This window comes from Micromonospora sicca, from assembly GCF_003172935.1.
GTDB classification, from domain to species: domain Bacteria; phylum Actinomycetota; class Actinomycetes; order Mycobacteriales; family Micromonosporaceae; genus Micromonospora; species Micromonospora sicca.
Genome location: NZ_QGKS01000223.1, coordinates 25,451 through 44,849, shown reverse-complemented (window position 1 = coordinate 44,849; position 19,399 = coordinate 25,451). Strand labels below are relative to the sequence as shown.

The following is a 19,399-nucleotide window of genomic DNA, read 5'->3' as shown; positions in this document are numbered from 1 at the left end:
TCCTGGACGCGGCACCCCGACACCCTGACCCGAAAGGACCACGGACATGACCACCACGACCGAGCCGGTCGCCGCCAGCCCCACGCTGGCCCGTATCCCGCACCGCCGCGTCAAGGTCGGGCTCGTCGCCGGCGGGCTCGGGGCGTACTGGCCACAGTTTCCCGATCTGCTGCCGCAACTGCAGAAGTCGGCGGCTCGGGTGAGCGAGAAGATGCATGCCCTCGGCGCGGACGTCGTCGATGTCGGCTTCATCTCCGATGCGCAGGAGGGTGCGGCAGCGGCGGAAAAGCTGCGGTTCGCCGGCTGCGACATCATCGTCGGCTTCCTCACCACCTACATGACCGCGACGATGCTCCTGCCGATCGCCCAGCGCAGCGATGCGCCGGTGCTGCTCATCAACCTGCAGCCGACCGAGGCGATGGACCATGCGACCTTCGACACCGGGCAGTGGCTGGCCTACTGCGGCGTTTGCCCACTGCCGGAAATGGCCAACACGTTCACCCGCTGCGGCATCCCGTTCCGCTCCGTCTCCGGTTACCTCGAGGACGAACGAGCCTGGACGCGGATCGCCCGCTGGGTGAAGGCGGCCGGCGTACGCGCTGCCCTGCGGCACGGCCGCCACGGCCTGATGGGGCATCTCTATCCCGGCATGCTGGACGTGTCCACCGACCTGACCATGGTGCCGGCCAACTTCGGGGGGCACATGGAGGTCGTCGAGTTCGACGACCTGCGCGCACGCGTCAACGACGCGACCGAGGAGCAGGTCCGGGCCAAGATGGAGCAGGCGCGGGAGATCTTCGCCGTCGACGACTCTGTCGTCGACGAGGACTTCCAGTGGGCCGCGCGCGTGTCGGTCGGGCTCGACCGGCTGGTCGAGGACTTCGAGCTGGACAGCCTCGCCTACTACCACCGGGGCCTTGAGGGCGAGCTGCACGAGCGGCTCGGCGCCGGCATGATCCTCGGGGCATCCCTGCTCACCGCGCGTGGCATCCCCGCGGCCGGGGAGTACGAGCTGCGCACGTCTTTGGCGATGCTCGTCATGGACCGGCTCGGCGCCGGCGGGTCGTTCACCGAGCTGCAGGCACTGAACTTCTTCGACAACGTGGTGGAGATGGGCCATGACGGCCCGGCGCATCTCGCGATCAGCGACGGCAAGCCGCTGCTGCGGGGGCTGGGCGTGTACCACGGTAAGCGGGGCTGGGGCGTATCGGTCGAGTTCGACGTGAAGCACGGCCCGGTGACCGCCTTCGGCGTCGGGCAGACCCGCGACGGGCGGTACACGTTCCTGGCGTCCGAGGGCACGGTCGTCGCCGGGCCGCTGCTGCAGATCGGGAACACCACCTCGCGGGTGGACTTCGGATGCGACCCGGGTGAGTGGACCGACGCGTGGAGCGCGAGCGGTGTGGGGCATCACTGGGCGCTCGGGACCGGGCACCGGGTGGCCGAGCTGAGGGCGGTCGCGGAGCTGCTCGACGTCGAGTTCCGCGACCTGCGGGTATGACCGGAGGGAGGCCGGCACGTGGACGCCGCGGGCGTGCCACGTCCTGATCTGTCCCAGGACGACGTGGCGCTCCTCGCGCTGCTCGCGCGAGGACTGTCGCTGGACGCCGTGGCCCGGCGCCTCGACATGTCGGAGCGGACGGTGCGCCGGCGCACTCGGATGATCTGCGACCGACTGGGCGTGACCACGCCGATCGAGGCGGTGGTCTGGGCGGCGCGCCGCCATCTGGTCTGACCGGGCTGCGTCCGAGCCCGGGCCAACCTGGCCGCTTGTGGACATCCGCAGCTTCTTCACAGCCGGGCAGCCAGCTCGTAGGCTGCTTGAAACGATTCAGACACCTGGAGATGTGGCCATGCATCACCGGATTTGGAGCACGCGTACCGCGCGAGCGACCGTGGCGGCCTGGACGGCGGTGCTCGTGCTGGCGGCAGGATTCCTGGCCACGCCGTCCCAGCCGGCCCGGGCCGAAGTCACGGCGAGCCTGGGCAACTTCACCCCGGATGGTCGCCAGCAGACCCGCTTCGACACCGCGGGCAACGCCGTCGACGCACACGACGGCCAGATCGCCCAGTTCGGCGGCACCTACTACCTCTACGGCACCAGCTACGACTGCGGCTACCAGTGGCGGTTCAACCACGACTTCTGCGGGTTCAAGGTCTACTCCTCGCCCGACCTGCGGAACTGGACCGACCGCGGCTACGTGGTACCGCCCCGGGACTGCACCTTCTGCTTCCGTCCGCACGTGGTCTTCAACCGCGCCAGCCGCCGCTACGTGATGTGGGTGAATGACCAGGACGCCCTGGACAACTTCCGGGTTTTCACCGCTGACAGTCCGACCGGACCGTTCGCCGAGCAGCCCGAGCCCGACCTGCCGTCGATGACCCCTTGTACCGCCGACCTCGGGCTGTTTGTCGATCGCGACGACACCGGCTACCTCACGTGTAGCAACGCGGGCTGGCACGTCGCCGTCCTCCGGCTCGCCGCCGATTACCTTCAGCCGACCGACACCTACAGCGTGGTCGGCGTGACCAAGGTTGAGGCGCCCGCGTTGTTCGCGCGCAACGGCACCTACTACCTCACGATGTCCGACCCGAACTGCGGCTACTGCACCGGGACCGGCACGTCGTACCTCACCGCGCCGACCCCGCTCGGTCCGTGGACCGGCGTGGACGCGTGGACGGTGCGGGACGGGGTGCTGGACGTCCGCGGCGGCCTCTACGGGCTGTCGGCGCGCAGCGACGACTGGACGGACTACACCTTTTCGTTCGACACGGCGCCCCTGCGAAAAAGGACGCAACGGGCTCCCAGGCTGGCTGGTCGGTGCGGATGAAAACCTCGGACAACGGGTATCTGTTCCTGCTGTCCGGGTCGGGTGAGACCAAGGGCAAGCTCACGGTGCTGGAGCGTGCCGGCGCGACCGTGAACAGCCACGCGGTGACGTTGCCGTATCCGATCCACCCCGGCGAGTGGCACCACGTCTCGGTCACGGTCGCGGGTCAGCGCATCACCACGACGCTGAATGGTCTCCAGGTCGACAGCTTCACCGACGGCACCTACCCGGCGGGCGGGGTCGGCTTCCGTGAATGGAACGGCGCGAACCTGGAGTCGGCCCGCTTCGACAACGCGAAGGTCGTCGCGCCGGATGGCAGCGTGCTGCTCGCCGACGACTTTTCCTCGTCCGACCTCGCGTCCTGGGTGCCGCCGCTCGCCGGCAACAAGATCAGCGACAACTCCTGTGGCGGCCAGCCCGCCCACGTCGCGCCGCTGACCGGGGTCGACGGCCGGCCGGTGTACATGTACTTCAGCGACCTCTGGGACTTTCACACCAACGAGGCGCTCGCCAACTACCACTGGGAGCCGCTGCGCTTCGACGCGGACGGCATGATCCAGCCGCTGCGCTGCGACAACAGCGTCGTGGCCTTGGCCTCCGGGCATCCCGGTCAGGCCGATCCGGTGCCCGGCCTGGACCAGTCCAGCGAGTCAGGTGCATTTTCCCACGCGTGCCCGGTCGCGCTCGGCGCGCGCTACGGGCAGACGTTCAGCGTCGGCCGGTCGGGCCCGCTGACGTCGATCGCCGTGACCGTCTTCAAGGACGGAACGGAGGCCGGACGGGTCCTGCGCAACCCGCCGACGGCGCCGCTCGATGTGCGCCTCACCGCGCTCACGTCCGACGGTGTGCCCGACCGGACACTGTGGTCGGCCTCGGTCCGTCCGGAGCGGATCGGCTGGTCGCCGCGTCAACTCGTCCTCCAACCGGGACTCAAGGTGGTCGAGGGCCAGCGTCTCGCGCTCGTGCTGGCCACGGCGAGCCCGCAGGGTTGTTACGGAGTCGAACGCGATCCCGGCGACCCGTATGCGGGTGGTGCCGGGCTTGTCGGTGACGACCAGACTCTCGTGCCAGTCGCGGGCTCGGACGTCAGATTCCGCACAACCATCGGCGCGCCCGCCGTCCGGCCCGTGCGGCTAGACCCCGCTGCCGGGACCACGGTGCTCGCCCCACACCCCGACGTACCGGTGCTGCCCGGACAACCGACCCGAGCGGTGTTCCGGGTCGCGAACCTCACCGACGACCCGATACGCGTACCCGTTGAGGTCGAGCCGCCTGCCGGTTATGCGGCCTCCCCGGAGACCAGCACCGTCAACATCGGGGTGGGCGAGACAGCGCCGGGGGCGGTAGCGGTGAGCCGGGCCGCTACCGATCCTGCCGCCGGGGTCATCCGGGTCCGGGCCGGGTCCGGGTCGGTCACCGCACCGGTCACCCCGAGCGACAACCTGCTGCGTACGGCGGTGGTGAGCGCATCGAGCACCCACGACGGCTGGCACCCGAGCCGCGTCAACGATGGCCAGATCCAGGCACAGCACGGGTACGCCCTCTGGAACGGCGGCGGCGGCTGGAACGACGACGACAAGAGCATCTTCCCGGATACCCTCACCGCGGCCTGGGATTCGCCCGTGCGGGTGGGCAGCGTGCGGGTGCGCACGATCGACGCTCCCCAGCAGCCGGCGGACCAGTACGGCGTGCGCGACTTCGCGGTGCTCGCGCTGGTCGACGGGGTCTGGCGGATGGTCGGCCGTGTCTCCGGCAACATATCGGCCACTGTGGACGTTGTGTTCCCCCAGGTCGTGGCCGGTGCGCTTCGTCTGGTGGTCACCGCCTCCAACGACCGCGGCTACAGCCGGGTCGTGGAGCTGGAGGGCTACGCCTGAGGTGGCCGGATCTGGACAAGGGGTTGTGCTACGTGTTTCCGGTCGGTTAAGAAGTGACCGGCGTCACTTTGAAACGTTCTAATTCGAGGATCGAGTGAGAGGACCGCGGGTATGAGGCTTGCATCGGGCCGGATCCGCATCCCCCTGGCGGTCTTCGCCGCCGGCGTCTTCGCCGCCGCGGTGGCGTGGGCGGTGCCCGTCGCGGCGGCTCCCGCCGCCACCGCGTCGGTCCTCTCGGTCGGCGCGCTCACGGTGGACTCACTCGCCGACCCGCTCGGCATCGAGGACCCGACACCCTCGCTGAGCTGGCAGCTGTCCGCCACGCGGCGCGATGCCGTCCAGACCGCCTACCAGACGCTCGTGGCGTCCAGCCCGCAGCGGCTCGCCGCCGGCGACGGGGACGTGTGGGACAGCGGAAAAGTTGCCTCGAACCGATCCGTCGGCGTCCGCTACGAGGGCAGACCGCTCCACTCCCGTCAGCGGGCCTACTGGGGCGTGCGCGCCTGGGACGCCGAGGACCGTCCGTCGCCCTGGAGCGGTATCGGCTCCTGGGAGACCGGGCTGCTCCAGCCCACCGACTGGTCGGCCCACTGGATCGCCAACCCCGCCTGGCTCGCGCACACCAACCCCGTCACCGTCACGTTCCCCGCCCGACACGGGCGTTACGTACGGCTCGACGTCACCCGGCTCGGAAAGCCGATCAAGGAAGGCTGGCCGTACCCCGTCTCGCGGCTCCAACTGGCGGAGATGCAGGTGTACGGCGCCGGTCAGCTGCTCTCCGGCGACGCCGTCGCGAAGGCCTCCGAGTCCTTCGAGATCCCCGGCAGCTGGACCCTGCAGGCCATCCACGACGGCCGGCTGACCACCGACGGCCCACCGATGGGCTACACCAGCTACGAGCGGCAGTACCAGGACCTGGACGGCTCGATCTGGCTCGAACTCGACCTCGGCCGCGACACCGACGTCGACAAGCTGGTGCTGTACCCGCGCACGGACACGCTCACGGCGGACGGCTCCACGCCGAACTTCCCGGAGAACTACACGGTGCAGGTGCGGGCCGCCGACGAGGCCGCGGCCACCGTCGTGGCCGCCGTGACCGGTCAGGCCGCACCGAAGCCGCCGGCCAAGCCCGGCGCGATGCCGCTGTTCGCGAAGACCTTCACCGTGGACAAGCCGATCGCGCGGGCCAGGCTCTACGCCACCGGCCTCGGCGTCTACGAGGCGCGTCTCAACGGCGCCAAGGTCGGGGATGCGGTGCTGGAGCCGGCCAACACCGACTACCGCACCCGCGTCGAGTACGCGACCCACGACGTGACCGGCCAGCTCCGCCAGGGCGCGAATGCCCTCGGCTTCGAGCTGGGCAACGGCATCTACAACGTGCCATCGACGCCGGGCCGGTACCAGAAGTTCACCGGCTCGACGGGCGCGCCCAAGCTCGTCGCCCAACTGGAGATCACGTACACCGACGGCACCGACGCGGTGGTCGCCTCCGACGACTCGTGGCTGACCGCTGCCGGCCCGACCACCTTCTCCAGCTGGTACGGCGGCGAGGACTACGATGCTCGGCGGGAGGCCGCCGGTTGGGACCGTCCGGACGGTGACCGAACCGGCTGGGTGCCGGCGGAGGAGACCACCGCGCCCACGGCGGGCAGCCGCCTCACCGCCCGCGCGGCACCGCCGATCCGTGCGCAGACGACCCTCAACGCCGTTTCCCGCACCGAGGTCACCGCAGGCACCTGGCTCTACGACCTCGGCCGCAACATCGCCGGTTGGCCGCAGGTCACGCTGCGCGGCGCCGCCGGCTCAAAGGTGCGGCTGCGTCCCGCGGAGTCGCTGACCAACGGCCGGGTCGACCAGAGTCAGGTCGGCTCCCCGGTCTATTTCGACGTCACGCCCGCCACGAATGCCGCCTTCACCTGGCACCCCCGCTTCATGTATTACGGCTTCCGCTATATCGAGATCTCCGGAGCGGACACCCCACCCGCCCTCGCCGACGTGCAGGGGATCGTGCTGCGGGCCGACAATGAGCGCACCGGCAGCCTCGACACATCCGACCCGATGGTCAACCGGATCCACGACATCGTGAACACCGCCATCGACGGCAACATGTTCTCCGTTCTCACCGACTGCCCCCACCGGGAGAAGCTCGGCTGGCTGGAGGAGTCGCACCTGGTCGGCGACGCCCTCACTGCCAACTTCGACCTCGGCGCGTACTACAACAAGATCGTGCGGGACGTCGAGGACGCCCAACTCGCCAACGGCATGGTCCCGGACATCGCACCGGAATACACCGTCTTCTCCGGCGGTTTCCGCGACGACCCGAACTGGGGCGGTGCTCTCATCCTGGTGCCGTGGCAGATGTACCGCTCGTACGGCGACGCGCGGGTGCTGCGCGAGCACTACCCGGCGATGAAACGCTACCTGGACTACCTCGCCACCAAGGCGAATGGGCACATCCTCTCCTACGGGCTCGGCGACTGGGTCGCCTTCGACACGAGCACCCCGCTTGCTGTCACCGCGACCACCGCGTACTACCGCTTCGCCACCGCCATGACGCAGATCGCCGAGGCGGTCGGCGACACGGCGGGCAAGGCTGCGTACGCAGAGCGGGCCGAACAGATCCGCGGCGCGTTCAACGCCAAGTACTTCCACGCCGAGACGAACAGCTACGCCTCCGGTAGCCAGGCCAGTAACGCGCTGCCGCTCTGGGCCGGCATGGTTCCCGCCGACGCCCAGGCGGCCGTCCTCCAGCACGTCGTCGACGACGTCAAGGCGCGCGGCAACCATCTGTCCACGGGCGAGATAGGACTGCCCGCCCTGCTGGACGTGCTCGCCGACGGCGGTCACGCCGACCTGGTCCAGGCGCTGGCCAACAATCCGAGCAGCCCGAGCTACGCCTACCAGGTGCTGCACGGCGCGACCACGCTCACCGAACTGTGGGACGGACCGACGGCGGGCGCCTCGCAGAACCACTTCATGCTCGGCGCCATCGATGGCTGGTACTACCGGTACCTCGGCGGCATCCGCTCCACGGCACCCGGCTACCAGACCTTCCTGGTGCAGCCGGAGATCACCGGCGGCATGTCCCACGTACGAGCCGAGCAGCGCTCGCCGTACGGCCGGATCGTCAGCGAGTGGCGCCGCGACGGGAAGAGTCTGCACCTCGACGTCGAGGTGCCGGTCAACAGCAGCGCCACTGTATCGGTGCCACTGTTCGGGGAGGGCTCCGCTCGCTGGCGTGCCTCGGCGACAGCGGGCGCCACGTTCGTCGGCATCGAGGGCGACCGCGCGCTCTACCGGGTCGGCTCGGGCCGGTGGTCGTTCATCACCCGCACCCCTGACACGGCGCCGCAGACGAGCCCGGTGGTCGTCGAGGCGTCCACCGGCCAGGCCGCGGTCGTACCGGGCTGGCCCTCGACCGCGACCTTCCGGCTGGTCAACCTCGGCGACGCCGAGGTGACCGCGCGGCCACACGTCACGGCGTCCGCCGGCTTCACCGCGACCATGGACGCCGACTCGGTCACCGTGCCCGCCGGGCAGGGCGTGGAGGTTCCCGTCGCGGTCGAGCGGACCGACCAGGGCTCGACGAGCGGCACGGTGAGTCTCGCCGTGGGCACGAGCACGGCGAGCGTGCCGCTCGTGGCGAGTGGCAACCTCACCCGCGTCGCGACGATGACCGCCTCCAGCACCTGGCCCGGCTTCTCGGCCGCCAAGGCGAACGACGGCGACACCTCCGCGGCGCGCTGGGACGGTGGCGCCGGCTGGAACGACGGCACCTTCCAAAGCTTCCCGGACACGCTTACCGCGACGTGGAGCCGTCCGGTCACCCTCGACCGGGCCCGGCTCCACACCCACCCCGACGCCCGCTACTCACTGCGGGACTTCGACGTCCAGGCGTTCGCCGACGGCCAGTGGCGAACGGTGGCGTCGGTGCGCGGCAACACCGCGGGCCGGGTGGACACCACGTTCGCCGCCATCAGCACGACGGCACTTCGGCTGGTCGCGCTCGGCAGCAACGACGGCCAGTTCAGCCGGGTGATCGAACTCGAGGCGTACGCCCCGGGCACCTCCGGGCCCCCCGCGTGAGGACCACGACGGCCCTCGCTCTCCACGTCCCTTCGACCGGTCCAACTCCGAGGAGGTGTTTCCCGATGGCATCCCGATCGCTGCGGCGCGCCCGGCGCCAGCAGGTGCGGCACATCCCAAGGCTGCGCCGAGGGGATCCGGTGCGCCGGCCAGGCACACTCATGGCCAGAGTCCTCGGCGCGCCGGTCGCCGGCCTCCTGCTCGCCGTCTGGTGCCCGGTGCCTTCGGCGGCGGCTACCGCGGCGAACACCACCGTCGAGCGACTGCGGGTCGACGCGCTCACCGAGCCGATCGGGATCGACGACACCAGCCCCCACCTGAGTTGGGAACTGGTCTCGTCCGGGCGGTCCGTGACGCAGACCGCCTACGAAGTCCGCGCCGCCACATCGGCGGAGCGGCTCGACGACCCGGATCTGTGGGAGTCCGGCCGGGTCGATTCCGACCAGTCGACCGGCGTGCCCTGGGCGGGCGCGCAGCTGCGCTCGCGTCAGCGCGTGGTTTGGCAGGCGCGGATCTGGGACTCCGCCGGCCGGGTGTCGCGGTGGAGCGAGCCGGCGTCCTGGGAGATGGGACTGCTCGATGCGAACGACTGGTCGGCGCGCTGGATCGGCAACCCCGACTGGCTCGACCGCAAGCCCAAGCCGGTGGTGGTCACGCTGCCACCGCAGGACGCCCGGTACGTCCGCATCACCACGACCAAGCTCGGCCTGCCCCTCAAGGAGGGCAGCTCGCTGCTCTACCGGCTTCAGCTCGCCGAGGTGGTCGTTCAGGACGGTGCGCACGGTGCCAACCTGGCGCAGGGCGCGGCGATCAGCTCCAGCGACCCGAAGACCTACCCCGGCAAGTGGGAGCCCAGGTTCGCCACCGACGGCGTGCTCACCACCAACCAGCAGCCTTTCGGATATTCCAGTGCCGGCTACTCCGGGCCGGTGCCGACCAAACCGATCAGCATGACCGTCGACCTCGGCCAGGTCCGCCACCTGGACCGCGTGCTGCTCTACCCGCGGACCGACACCGTGACCGACGACGGACGCACTCCGAACTTCCCGGTCGACTTCGCCGTGGCGACGGCGGGCGCGGACGGGACGGGCTATGCCACCGGGGCTACCGTGTCGGGTCAGGTGGCGCCGCCCCCGTTCAATCTCGACTTCCCGGCGATGCCGCTGTTCGCGAAGCAGTTCACGCTCGACGCCCCGGTTCGCAGCGCCCGCCTCTACGCCACCGGCCTCGGCATCTACGACGCGCGGCTCAACGGCCGAACGGTGAGCCAAGCGGTGCTGCAGCCGCCGAACACCGACTACCACGCGCGCCTGGTCTACTCGACGGCCGATGTCACCGGCCTGCTGCGGGAGGGCGAGAACGCGTTGTCGGTCCGACTCGGAGCCGGTACTTCGATCGTCCCGGACAGCCCGGATCGCTACACGAAGTGGTCTGGAGTGCTGGGACCGCCGAAGCTCCTCGCCCAGCTCGAACTTACCTACGCGGACGGCCGCGTCGAGCGGATCGCCTCCGACCATTCCTGGCGCACCGCGCTCGGCCCGACGACCTTCACCCAGTGGTACGGCGGCGAGGACGCCGACGCCCGACTGGAGCAGCCCGGCTGGGACCTGCCCCACGCCGACCTCTCCCGGTGGAGGGCGGCCGGAGAAACCGACGCACCGACGTCCGGCGTGCGGCTTGCCGCGCAGATGGCACCGCCGATCCAACCGGTGGGACGGGTTTCCACCGTGAAGGTCACCGAGCCGGAACCCGGCACGTACCTGTTCGACCTCGGAGTCAACATTGCCGGCTGGCCGGAGCTGCACGTCAGTGGCCCGGCCGGCACCACGGTGACGCTGCAGCCGGGCGAGCGGCTCGGCGTCGACGGCCTGGTCGACCAGTCCACGATGATCCGGGGCGGAGCCACCTATCCGCCGATCCTCGACCACTACACCCTGGCGGGTCGGGGGGATGAGGTCTGGCACCCGAACTTCGTCTACCACGGGTTCCGCTACCTGCAGATCACCGGCCTACCGTCGCCACCCACCCGGGAGACGGTGAGCGGCATCATCCTGCGCGCCGCCAACGAAGAGTCCGGATCGTTTTCCTCGTCCAGCGCCCTGCTGGACGGCATCCAGCGGATCATCAACCGGGCCATCCAGGGCAACATGTACAGCATCCTGACCGACTGCCCAGACCGGGAAAAGCTCGGCTGGCTGGAGGAGACCCATCTCGTCCTCGGCGCGGTGAGCCGCAACTACGACGTGGCGGCCTACTACCGCGAGCTCGTGCGAAACATGGTCGAGGCGCAGGAACCGAGCGGGGTGGTCCCCGACATCGCTCCGCAGTACGTGATGTTCTCCGGCGACGTCCACGACGAGCCGAACTGGGGCAGCGCCCTCATCCTGGCGCCCTGGCAGATGTACCGCGCGTACGATGACATCGACACCCTGCGCTTCGCCTACGGCGCGATGCAGCGGTACTTCGACTACCTGTCCAGCAAGATGAAGGGCGGCCTGCTCGACTACGGGCTGGGCGACTGGGCCGCGATTGACAAGAGCACGCCCGACGGCGTGACGGCGACATTTGCCTACCACCGCGACGCCGTCACGCTCGCGGCGATCGCCCGCCTGCTCGGCCACGACAGCGATGCGGCCCGTTACGAGGCGGTTGCCGAGCGGGTCGCGGCAGCGTTCAACGCCGCTTTCCTGCACTCGAACACCGGCACCTACGCCACCGGTAGCCAGGCCAGTGACGCGCTCGCCCTGGACATGGGCGTCGTGCCCGAGGGGCTGCGGGGTCCCGTCCTGGCGCACCTCGTCGACAGCATCCGCGCCGCCGGCAACCACGTCACGGTCGGCGAGGTGGCGCTGCCTTCGTTGCTGCGGGTCCTCTCCGCAGCCGGGCGCGACGACGTCGTCTACGACATCGCCAGCCAGACCTCGAACCCGAGCTACGGCTACCAGGTGGTCCACGGGGCCACCGCGCTCGCCGAGTACTGGGACGGCCCGACCGGCTACGGCTCGCAGAACCATTTCATGCTCGGGGCGCTCGACGAATGGTTCACGGCGGGCATCGGGGGCATCCGGCAGGCCGAGGACTCGGTCGGCTTCCGCCGCCTGGAGATACGTCCGAGCGTGGTCGGGCGCCTCACCCACGCCCAGTCCTCCGTCCGCACGCCGTACGGCGAGGTGCGTACCGCGTGGCGGCGAACGGGCAGCACATTCCAGCTTGACGTCGCGGTGCCACCCGGCACGACGGCGAGGGTTGAGGTGCCCCTCTGGGCGGGCCACGGGGGTGCGAGCGCGACCGCCGGCGCCCAGCCGGTGCAGACCACCGAGGACCGCGCGACCTACGAGGTCGGCTCGGGGACGTGGTCTTTCGTTGCGCACACCGACGGTGCTGTGCCCGCGGATCGCGAGCAACTAGCGGTCGACGCTCCCGCCGCGGAGGTTGCCCTGGTTCCCGGCGAGGCGGCCACCGCCACGTTCTCCGTGCACAACCTCATGGACGATCCGGCCACCGTACGACTCGGCGTCGAAGCCAGCACCGGCTTCGTCGCAACGGCCGAGGCGAGAACCCTTACGGTCCCGCCGCACACGACGGTGCCCGTGCCGGTCCGGGTAGAGCGGACAGATGCTTCGGCGCTGTCCGGGCGGGTGGACCTGACAGCCGGGGACGACGCGGCCACCGCCTCCATCATCGCCACCGAAAACTGGGTGCGGGGCGCGACGATGAGCGCATCCAGCGTCCACTCAGGATCGTCGCCGGCGTTCACCAACGACGGGATCACCGATTCTGCGGCCTGGAGCAACGGCGTCGGCGGCTGGAACGACGACACCCCCACGGTATTCCCGGACGCGCTCACCGCCACGTGGAGCCACCCGGTGACGTTGTCCCGCGTTCGACTGTTCACCCTCGACAGCGCCCAGTACCCAGCGGAGCGCGTCGGGGTGCGCGACGGCACGGTGGAGGCGCTGGTTGACGGCACCTGGCGCCCGGTCGCGACGATCGCCAGCAACACGGCCGGGCTTCTCGAGCGCACCTTTGCACCGGTCCAGGCGACCGCGCTGCGGCTCGTCGTTACGGACTCCAACGACCACACGTACAGCCGCATCCTGGAGCTGGAGGCCTACTCGTCATGAGCTCACGCCCCCGAAACGCCTTCCTCGCCTTGTCGCTCGTCGCCCTGGTCGTCTCACTGGCACCGCCCCCAGCGGTCGCCGCGAGCGCTCCCGCGCTGAGCGTGACTGCCCTGGAGACCGAGCACGCCCACAACCCGCTCGGCATCGACGCGGCCCGCCCACGGCTCGGCTGGACCCTGTCATCGTCCGAGCGCGGTCAGCGCCAGACCGGCTACGAGATCCTCGTCGCCACCTCGCCGGGCCGGCTCGAGCCGGGCGAGGCGGACGTCTGGGACAGCGGTCGCGTCAGCTCAAGTGCCACGTTCGACGTGCGCTACGCCGGGCCGGACCTCGCGTCGCGGACCCGCTACTGGTGGCGGGTCCGCTCCTGGGACGCGCAGGGCCGCGCCTCCGGCTTCAGCCCTCCGGCCTCGTTCGAGACCGCCTTCCTCGACGCGAACCAGTGGACCGGCTCGTGGATCGGCGCCCCGGTAGCCACCGCCGACAAGCCGAACCTGCAGGGCGCGTCCTGGATCTGGTATCCGGAGGGCGAGCCGGGAAATTCCGCGCCCGCGGCCACCCGCGTATTCCGGCGCGGCTTCTCGGTGCCCTCGGTCGCGGAGCTGACCTCGGCCCGGCTGGTCATGACCGGCGACGACGGCTTCACCGCCTGGATCGACGGCACCCAGGTGGCCAGCGCCGACCCGCGTCCGGAGCTGGAAAGCTGGCGTAGCCCCGTCGTCACCGACGTCACCTCCGCGGTCCGCGACGGTGCGAACGTGCTCGCGGTGGCCGCGACCAACGGCCGGGTCAGCCCCGCCGGGCTGCTCGGCCGGCTGGAGCTGCGCTACGCCGACGGAACGACGACCCGGGTGGACACGGACGGGACGTGGCGGTCGGCCACCGGGCCGACCGACGGCTGGCAGCAGGTGGGATTCGACGACACGGCGTGGCCGGCCGCGAAGGTGATCACCGCCTGGGGCGGCAGCCCGTGGGGCCAGGTTTCGCCGGCGGCCCCGACGGCTCCGGAGCCGTTGCTGCGCAAGGAGTTCGCCGTCCGTGACACGCCCGTACGCCGGGCGCGCCTCTACCTCAGCGGCGTCGCGTACGCCGAGGCCACGCTCAACGGCCGGCCGACCACCGACACCGTGCTCGAACCGGGCTTCACCCGCTACGACCGCACCGTCCAGTACGTCACCCGGGACGTCACCGGCAACCTGCGGCCGGGGACGAACGCGCTGGGCGTACGGCTCGGCCGCGGCTTCTACGGCATGACCCAGGCCAACGTCTGGAACTGGCACACCACGCAGTGGACGGGCGAACCGCGGGTGCTCGGCCAACTGGAGATCGAGTACACCGACGGCACGCGGCAGGTGATCGCCACCGACGGGTCCTGGCGCACGGCCGAGGGGCCGGTGCGGTACGACTCGCTCTACGGTGGCGAGACCTACGACGCCCGCACCGAGCAGCCGGGCTGGGACGCGCCGGGCTTCGACGCCGGCGCCTGGCGGCCGGCCGTGGTGGTCACCGCCCCGGCCGGGCGACTCGTCGCCGAGAGCCAGGAGCCGATCCGGGTCACCGAGACGCTGCGCCCGACCAAGGTCACCTCACCGCGCTCCGGTGTGTACGTGTTCCACCTGCCGCGCAACGTCGCGGGCTGGGCGCGCGTCCGCGTGCAAGGCGCGGGCGGCACCAAGGTCACCTTGCGCTACGGCGAAATGCTCGACGCCGGCGGCAACCTCGTGTCCGCCAACGGTCTCGTCACCGGCCGCTTCCAGACCGACGAGTACGTGCTCGCCGGGCGCGCCGAGCCGGAGCAATGGGAGTCCCGCTACACCTACAAGGGCTTCCAGTACGTCGAGGTGACCGGCTGGCCCGGCACCCCGACCATCGAAGACCTCGACGCCCGGGTCGTGCACAGCGACCTCGCCTCGGTCGGAGACTGGTCGAGCTCCCAGCCGCTGTTCGAGACGGTGCGTGAGCTGACCCGGCACACGGTTCTCAACAACACCCACGGCATCCCCACCGATACCCCGATGTACGAGAAGAACGGCTGGGCCGGCGACGCGCAGCTCATGGCCGAGACCGACATGTTCGAGTTCGACATGCGGCGGCTCTACGAGAAGTGGCTGGGCGACATCCGGGACAGTCAGGGCGCGGACGGCCTGGTGCCGGGCATCGCGCCGGACAATGGTTGGGGGCTGGGGTGGCCCGGCCAGGCGCCGCCCTGGGATGCGGCGTACGTGCTGATCCCGTGGGCGATGTACGAGCGCTACGGCGACCGGGACATCCTCGCGGCGCACTACCCCGACATTCGCGAGTACATCGAGTACGAGATCGGGCGCGCGCCGGCTGGTCTGCACTCGAGCTCGCTCAACGACTACCTCGCTCCCGGCTACGGCGGGAACAGCCCCGAGGACCCGACCCTGGCCGGCACCGCGTACGCCTACGCGAACGTCTCGGCGATGGCTCAGATCGCGGACGCCCTCGGCAAGGACGCCGATGCCGGGCGCTACCGGGCAGCGGCGGCGAAGATCCGGGACGCTTTCAACGCGGCGTTCCTGCGCGGAGACGCGTACGTGACGTCCTCCGACCCGGGCTACCGGCAGACGAACAACCTCCTGCCGCTCGCCTTCGACATGGTGCCGGCGGACGAGGTGGACGCCGTCGTGGCCCGTCTCGTGCGTGAGATCGGCGTCAAGGGCGACCATCTCGACACCGGCGCGTTGGGAACGAAGTTCCTGCTCACCGAGCTGACCCGCCGCGGCTACGGCGACCTGGCCTACCGGATCGCCACGCAGCGCACCTACCCCTCCTGGGGCTACTGGATCGACAACGGCGCGACGTCGCTGTGGGAACGGTGGGACCTCGGTGCGCGCTCTCGTGACCACGCCTTCCTCGGCGGCGCCATCGGCGAGTGGTTCTACGAAGACCTGGCGGGCATCCGGCCGACCGCGCCCGGCTACGAGCGCTTCGACGTGGCGCCCCAGCTGGTCGGCGACCTCACCTCCGCGTCGGCGCGTCTCAACACGGTACGCGGCGTGGTGGCGAGCGGCTGGCGCAAGCGCGATGGTGGCGCTCTCGACCTGGACGTGACCGTGCCGGTGGGGGCCACCGCGACGGTCTCCGTCCCCGCCGCCAACCGCTGGGCCGTGATCGAGAGCGGACGGCCCGCGGCGGACTCGCCCGGCGTCACGTTCGTCAAGTTCGCAGGCGGGCGAGCGGTGTTCTCCGTCGGCTCCGGCACGTACGCCTTCCGAACCGGCCCCCAGGCTGCCCGGATCGGCGCGGCGACCGATGCCGCCTCGGCGCTGGGCGACGCCGTCACCGACGCGCAGCTCAACCCGGGTCAGCGCGGCTACGCCGACGCGCGCACGCGCAGCATTGCCGACGCGCTGCGCCAGTCGCTGGAGAAGACCGCGCGGGGCGACATCGACGTGGCCGGCCAGCTCGTGCAGCAGACTCTGGCCGCCGAGGCGCACATGTCCCGGTGGCTCGACCGCCAGGACGGGCTGCCCGACGCGGATCGGCAGCGCCTGGGCCAGACGCTCACCGCGCTGCACAAGGCGCTGTCGGAGGCGTCCGCTGTGCTGCTCGGCATCACCGTCGAGCTGACCGGGGTCGACGAGCCGCTCGTCGCGGGCAGCACGACGCGGCTCACCGCGGTCGTACGCAACAGCGGCGCGGCGCCGGTGCGCGACGTGGGCGTGGCGGCGGGCGCACCGGACGGCTGGACGGTCCGGGCCGGCGGTGACACCGGCACCGGTGCCATCCGCCCCGGGGACGCCTTCTCCGTGCCGCTGGACGTGACCGCGCCGCTGTCCGCGTCCGCCGACAGCGTCCCGCTGCATCTCACGCTGGGCTGGACCGCCGGCGGCGGCACCGCGGACACCGCATACGACGAGTTCCTCGCCGTGCGGCCCGCCGTCACGGTCGGGACTCCCCGCGCCGGCGCCTGGCCCGATCAACCCGGCACGCCGGTGACCGTCGACGTGCCGGTGGCCAACGCGGCCGACGTGGCACTGGCGGGCACGGCGGAGGCGAGCGCCCCCCAAGGCTGGACGGTGTCACCGGCGACAGCGCAGCTGCGCGTCCCGGCCGGCGGCGCAGCAGACGTGCAGCTCCGGCTGACGCCAACCGGGGCCGCCGTACCGGCGAGCGCGGACATTGCCCTGTCCCTGACGTTGCAGCCCGAGGGGCGTACGGATGAGCTGCGCCTGCCGGCCACGGTAAGGCTGGGAAACCTGGCCCGTGGCCGGCCGGTCGCCGCCGCGCACAGCCTGGAGGTCGCCAACTGGTCCAAGAGCCTGCTCGTGGACGGTAAACGCCGCAGCGAGGACTCGGCGAAGGGCTACACCAGCGACCCGCCCGCGAACAGCCGCGACACCGTCGAGTGGCTTTCGGTCGACCTCGGTGCGCCGACCTCCCTGGACCGGGTCGTGCTCCATCCGCGCACGCAGACACCGAACGACAACGGTGTGCCGGCGGACGGGGCCGCCTTCCCGCGCACGTTCCAGATCCAGACGTCCGACGACGGGTCGACGTGGAAAGCCGTCCGGACCGTAACGGATCACGTGCAGCAGGGCACGACACCGCAGGCGTACACGTTCGACGGCGCCGTGACCGCACGCTACGTCCGCGTGTACGTGACGGTGCTCGGCGAGCCGGCGGGCGACGACGCCCAGCGGGGCCTGTACCGGCTCCAACTCGCCGAGCTCGAGGCGTACGGGGCGCAGGTCAAACCATGAGCGCCCGAGTTCAGCCGGGGAGCTCGTCGGCGCCGCACCGCCGCAGCCGGTGGCGACGGACCCGATCAGCCGACAGTGTCCGAGTGACCAGAGGGGATGTCGTGACTCCTCCGATGCTTGAAGGCACCGGCTTCTCAGACCGCCGCGGCGGTCTGACGGGCAAGCCCTGCCCGCAAGATGTTCCTGGCCGCGTTCACGTCTGCGTGCGCGGTATGCCCGCAGGCGACGCATCGGAACTCGGCTTGGGTGACGCGGTTCTCCCGGGCGCAGTGTCCGCACTCATGGCAGGTGCGGGAGGTGTTGCGGGGGTCGACCTCGACGACGGTACGTCCGGCGCTTTCAGCCTTGGCGTGCAGCACGGTGAGGAACACCCCCCAACCCGCGTCGAGGATCGAACGGTTCAGCCCGGATTTCGCGGCCACGTTGACACCGGGTGTGTCGACGGTGCCGGCGGCGGAGCGGGTCATGTTGCGGATCTGCAGCGCTTCGTGGCAGATCAGGTCGTGGTGGCGCACCAGCCACCGGGCTGTCTTGTGGGCGTGGTCGAGGCGCTGCCGGCGCACCGTGCCGTGCAGGGCGGCGACCCGCTCACGGGCTTTACGGCGCCTGCCGGAGCCACGCTTGCACCTGGCCAACGCCTGCTGGCCGGCCGCGAGCCGGGCGGCCGAAGCGGCGAGGAGTCGGGGGTTGACGACCTCAATCTCGTCGGAGGTGGTGAGGAACGAGGCGACACCCATGTCGACACCGACCGCCCTGCCGGTGGCGGGCAGCGGTTCGACTGGCACCTGGTCACAGGACAGGATGAGATACCAGCGGCGCCCGTCGCGTTTCACGCTGATCGTCTTGACGGTGCCGTCGACCTTGCGGTGGGTGTGGACCCGGACGTGCCCGACGCCTTGCAGGTAGACGCGGGTTTGTCCGGAGTCGGGAGCAGAGTTCCACCGGCACCCGTCGCGGTCTTTCGGCCATTCGACGGTGTCGAACCAGCCGACGCCCTTGTAGCGCGGATATCCCGGGGTCTGTCCGGCTTCGACGCGGCGGAAGAACGCCGCGAACGCCTTGTCGAGCCGGCGAAGGGTGGCCTGCTGGGACGAGAACGACCAACGGCCCTGCCCGTCCGGGTCGGTCCGGCGGATGTCCTTGAGCTGTCCGGACTGGTGGCCGTAGCGGATCGTGGTGCGGGCTCGCCGGTACGCCTCGCGACGTTCCTCCAGGGCGGCGTTGTACAGGTGCCGGTGATCGTTCAAGCAGGCCGCGATGGCGGCGGCCTGCTTGACGGTAGGACGCAACAGGAACTTGTACGCCCGCCTCACGACGGCCCGCCCTTAAGCCAGGGGCGTTCGTACTGCGTGTCGAGGTACCGCCGTGCCGTCGCGGCGGACACCGCGCCGACGGTCGCCACGAACAACGACCCGAACCACAGGGTCGGCAGCCGGGACCGCAGCGACGGAATCTCCTCCCCCAACGTCCGGGACGTGAAGCCCTTCAGCTGGCTCGCGATGTACGACGGTAAGTCCCGCCAGCCGTGCTCGTCGCACCTGGCGCGGATCAGTTCCTCACGGCGGACCGCGACCAGGCCGGTCAGCACTCGACGGTACCCCGGGCACCACACCACGTGGTACCCGTGGTCGTACCCACCCCCGGCGGAAGCCCGCACCCCACGAACCACACCACCAAGGTACCGACAGTCCACAACTAGCAGTGAAGGGAGGGAGCGCGGATCCACCCGACACCTGAAGGCGCCGGTCCCCTCC

General features: G+C 70.8%; 9 protein-coding genes. 7 read left to right on the top strand and 2 right to left on the bottom strand.

What is annotated here, in order from left to right:
- The first annotated feature begins 46 nt into the window (after window positions 1-46).
- From DKT69_RS15270 to DKT69_RS15240, 7 genes are all read left to right on the top strand, one after another.
- On the top strand, window positions 47-1,501 hold the full coding sequence (locus tag DKT69_RS15270) for an L-fucose/L-arabinose isomerase family protein (RefSeq protein ID WP_109802222.1): 1,455 nt from the start codon (window positions 47-49) through the stop codon (window positions 1,499-1,501).
- Between the two features lie 18 nt (window positions 1,502-1,519).
- Window positions 1,520-1,735, top strand: coding sequence for a helix-turn-helix domain-containing protein (locus tag DKT69_RS15265; RefSeq protein ID WP_109802221.1), 216 nt, complete (start codon window positions 1,520-1,522; stop codon window positions 1,733-1,735).
- 118 nt (window positions 1,736-1,853) lie between these two features.
- Window positions 1,854-2,831: a family 43 glycosylhydrolase gene (locus DKT69_RS15260; RefSeq protein ID WP_146231090.1), complete on the top strand. Its 978-nt coding sequence runs from the start codon at window positions 1,854-1,856 to the stop codon at window positions 2,829-2,831.
- Entirely contained in the window at window positions 2,828-4,708 is a 1,881-nt protein-coding gene (locus DKT69_RS15255) for a LamG-like jellyroll fold domain-containing protein (protein WP_146231089.1), read from the top strand. Before DKT69_RS15260 ends, DKT69_RS15255 begins: the two co-directional genes overlap by 4 nt.
- A gap of 111 nt (window positions 4,709-4,819) precedes the next feature.
- Window positions 4,820-8,794 (top strand): glycoside hydrolase family 78 protein, encoded by a 3,975-nt coding sequence (locus DKT69_RS15250; protein WP_109802218.1) that lies wholly within the window; start codon window positions 4,820-4,822, stop codon window positions 8,792-8,794.
- A gap of 161 nt (window positions 8,795-8,955) precedes the next feature.
- Complete coding sequence (locus tag DKT69_RS15245; protein ID WP_161557847.1) at window positions 8,956-12,918, top strand: family 78 glycoside hydrolase catalytic domain; 3,963 nt, start codon at window positions 8,956-8,958, stop codon at window positions 12,916-12,918.
- Window positions 12,915-17,645: a family 78 glycoside hydrolase catalytic domain gene (locus DKT69_RS15240; protein ID WP_109802216.1), complete on the top strand. Its 4,731-nt coding sequence runs from the start codon at window positions 12,915-12,917 to the stop codon at window positions 17,643-17,645. The genes DKT69_RS15245 and DKT69_RS15240 overlap by 4 nt, the downstream gene beginning before the upstream one ends.
- Before the next feature lie 134 nt (window positions 17,646-17,779).
- Here the strand turns inward: DKT69_RS15240 and DKT69_RS15235 are convergent, their stop codons facing one another.
- Both DKT69_RS15235 and DKT69_RS15230 read right to left on the bottom strand, forming a co-directional pair.
- On the bottom strand, window positions 17,780-18,958 hold the full coding sequence (locus DKT69_RS15235; RefSeq protein ID WP_109802215.1) for an RNA-guided endonuclease InsQ/TnpB family protein: 1,179 nt from the start codon (window positions 18,956-18,958) through the stop codon (window positions 17,780-17,782).
- Window positions 18,955-19,302 (bottom strand): transposase, encoded by a 348-nt coding sequence (locus DKT69_RS15230; protein WP_236647934.1) that lies wholly within the window; start codon window positions 19,300-19,302, stop codon window positions 18,955-18,957. Before DKT69_RS15230 ends, DKT69_RS15235 begins: the two co-directional genes overlap by 4 nt.
- Window positions 19,303-19,399: the final 97 nt, after the last annotated feature.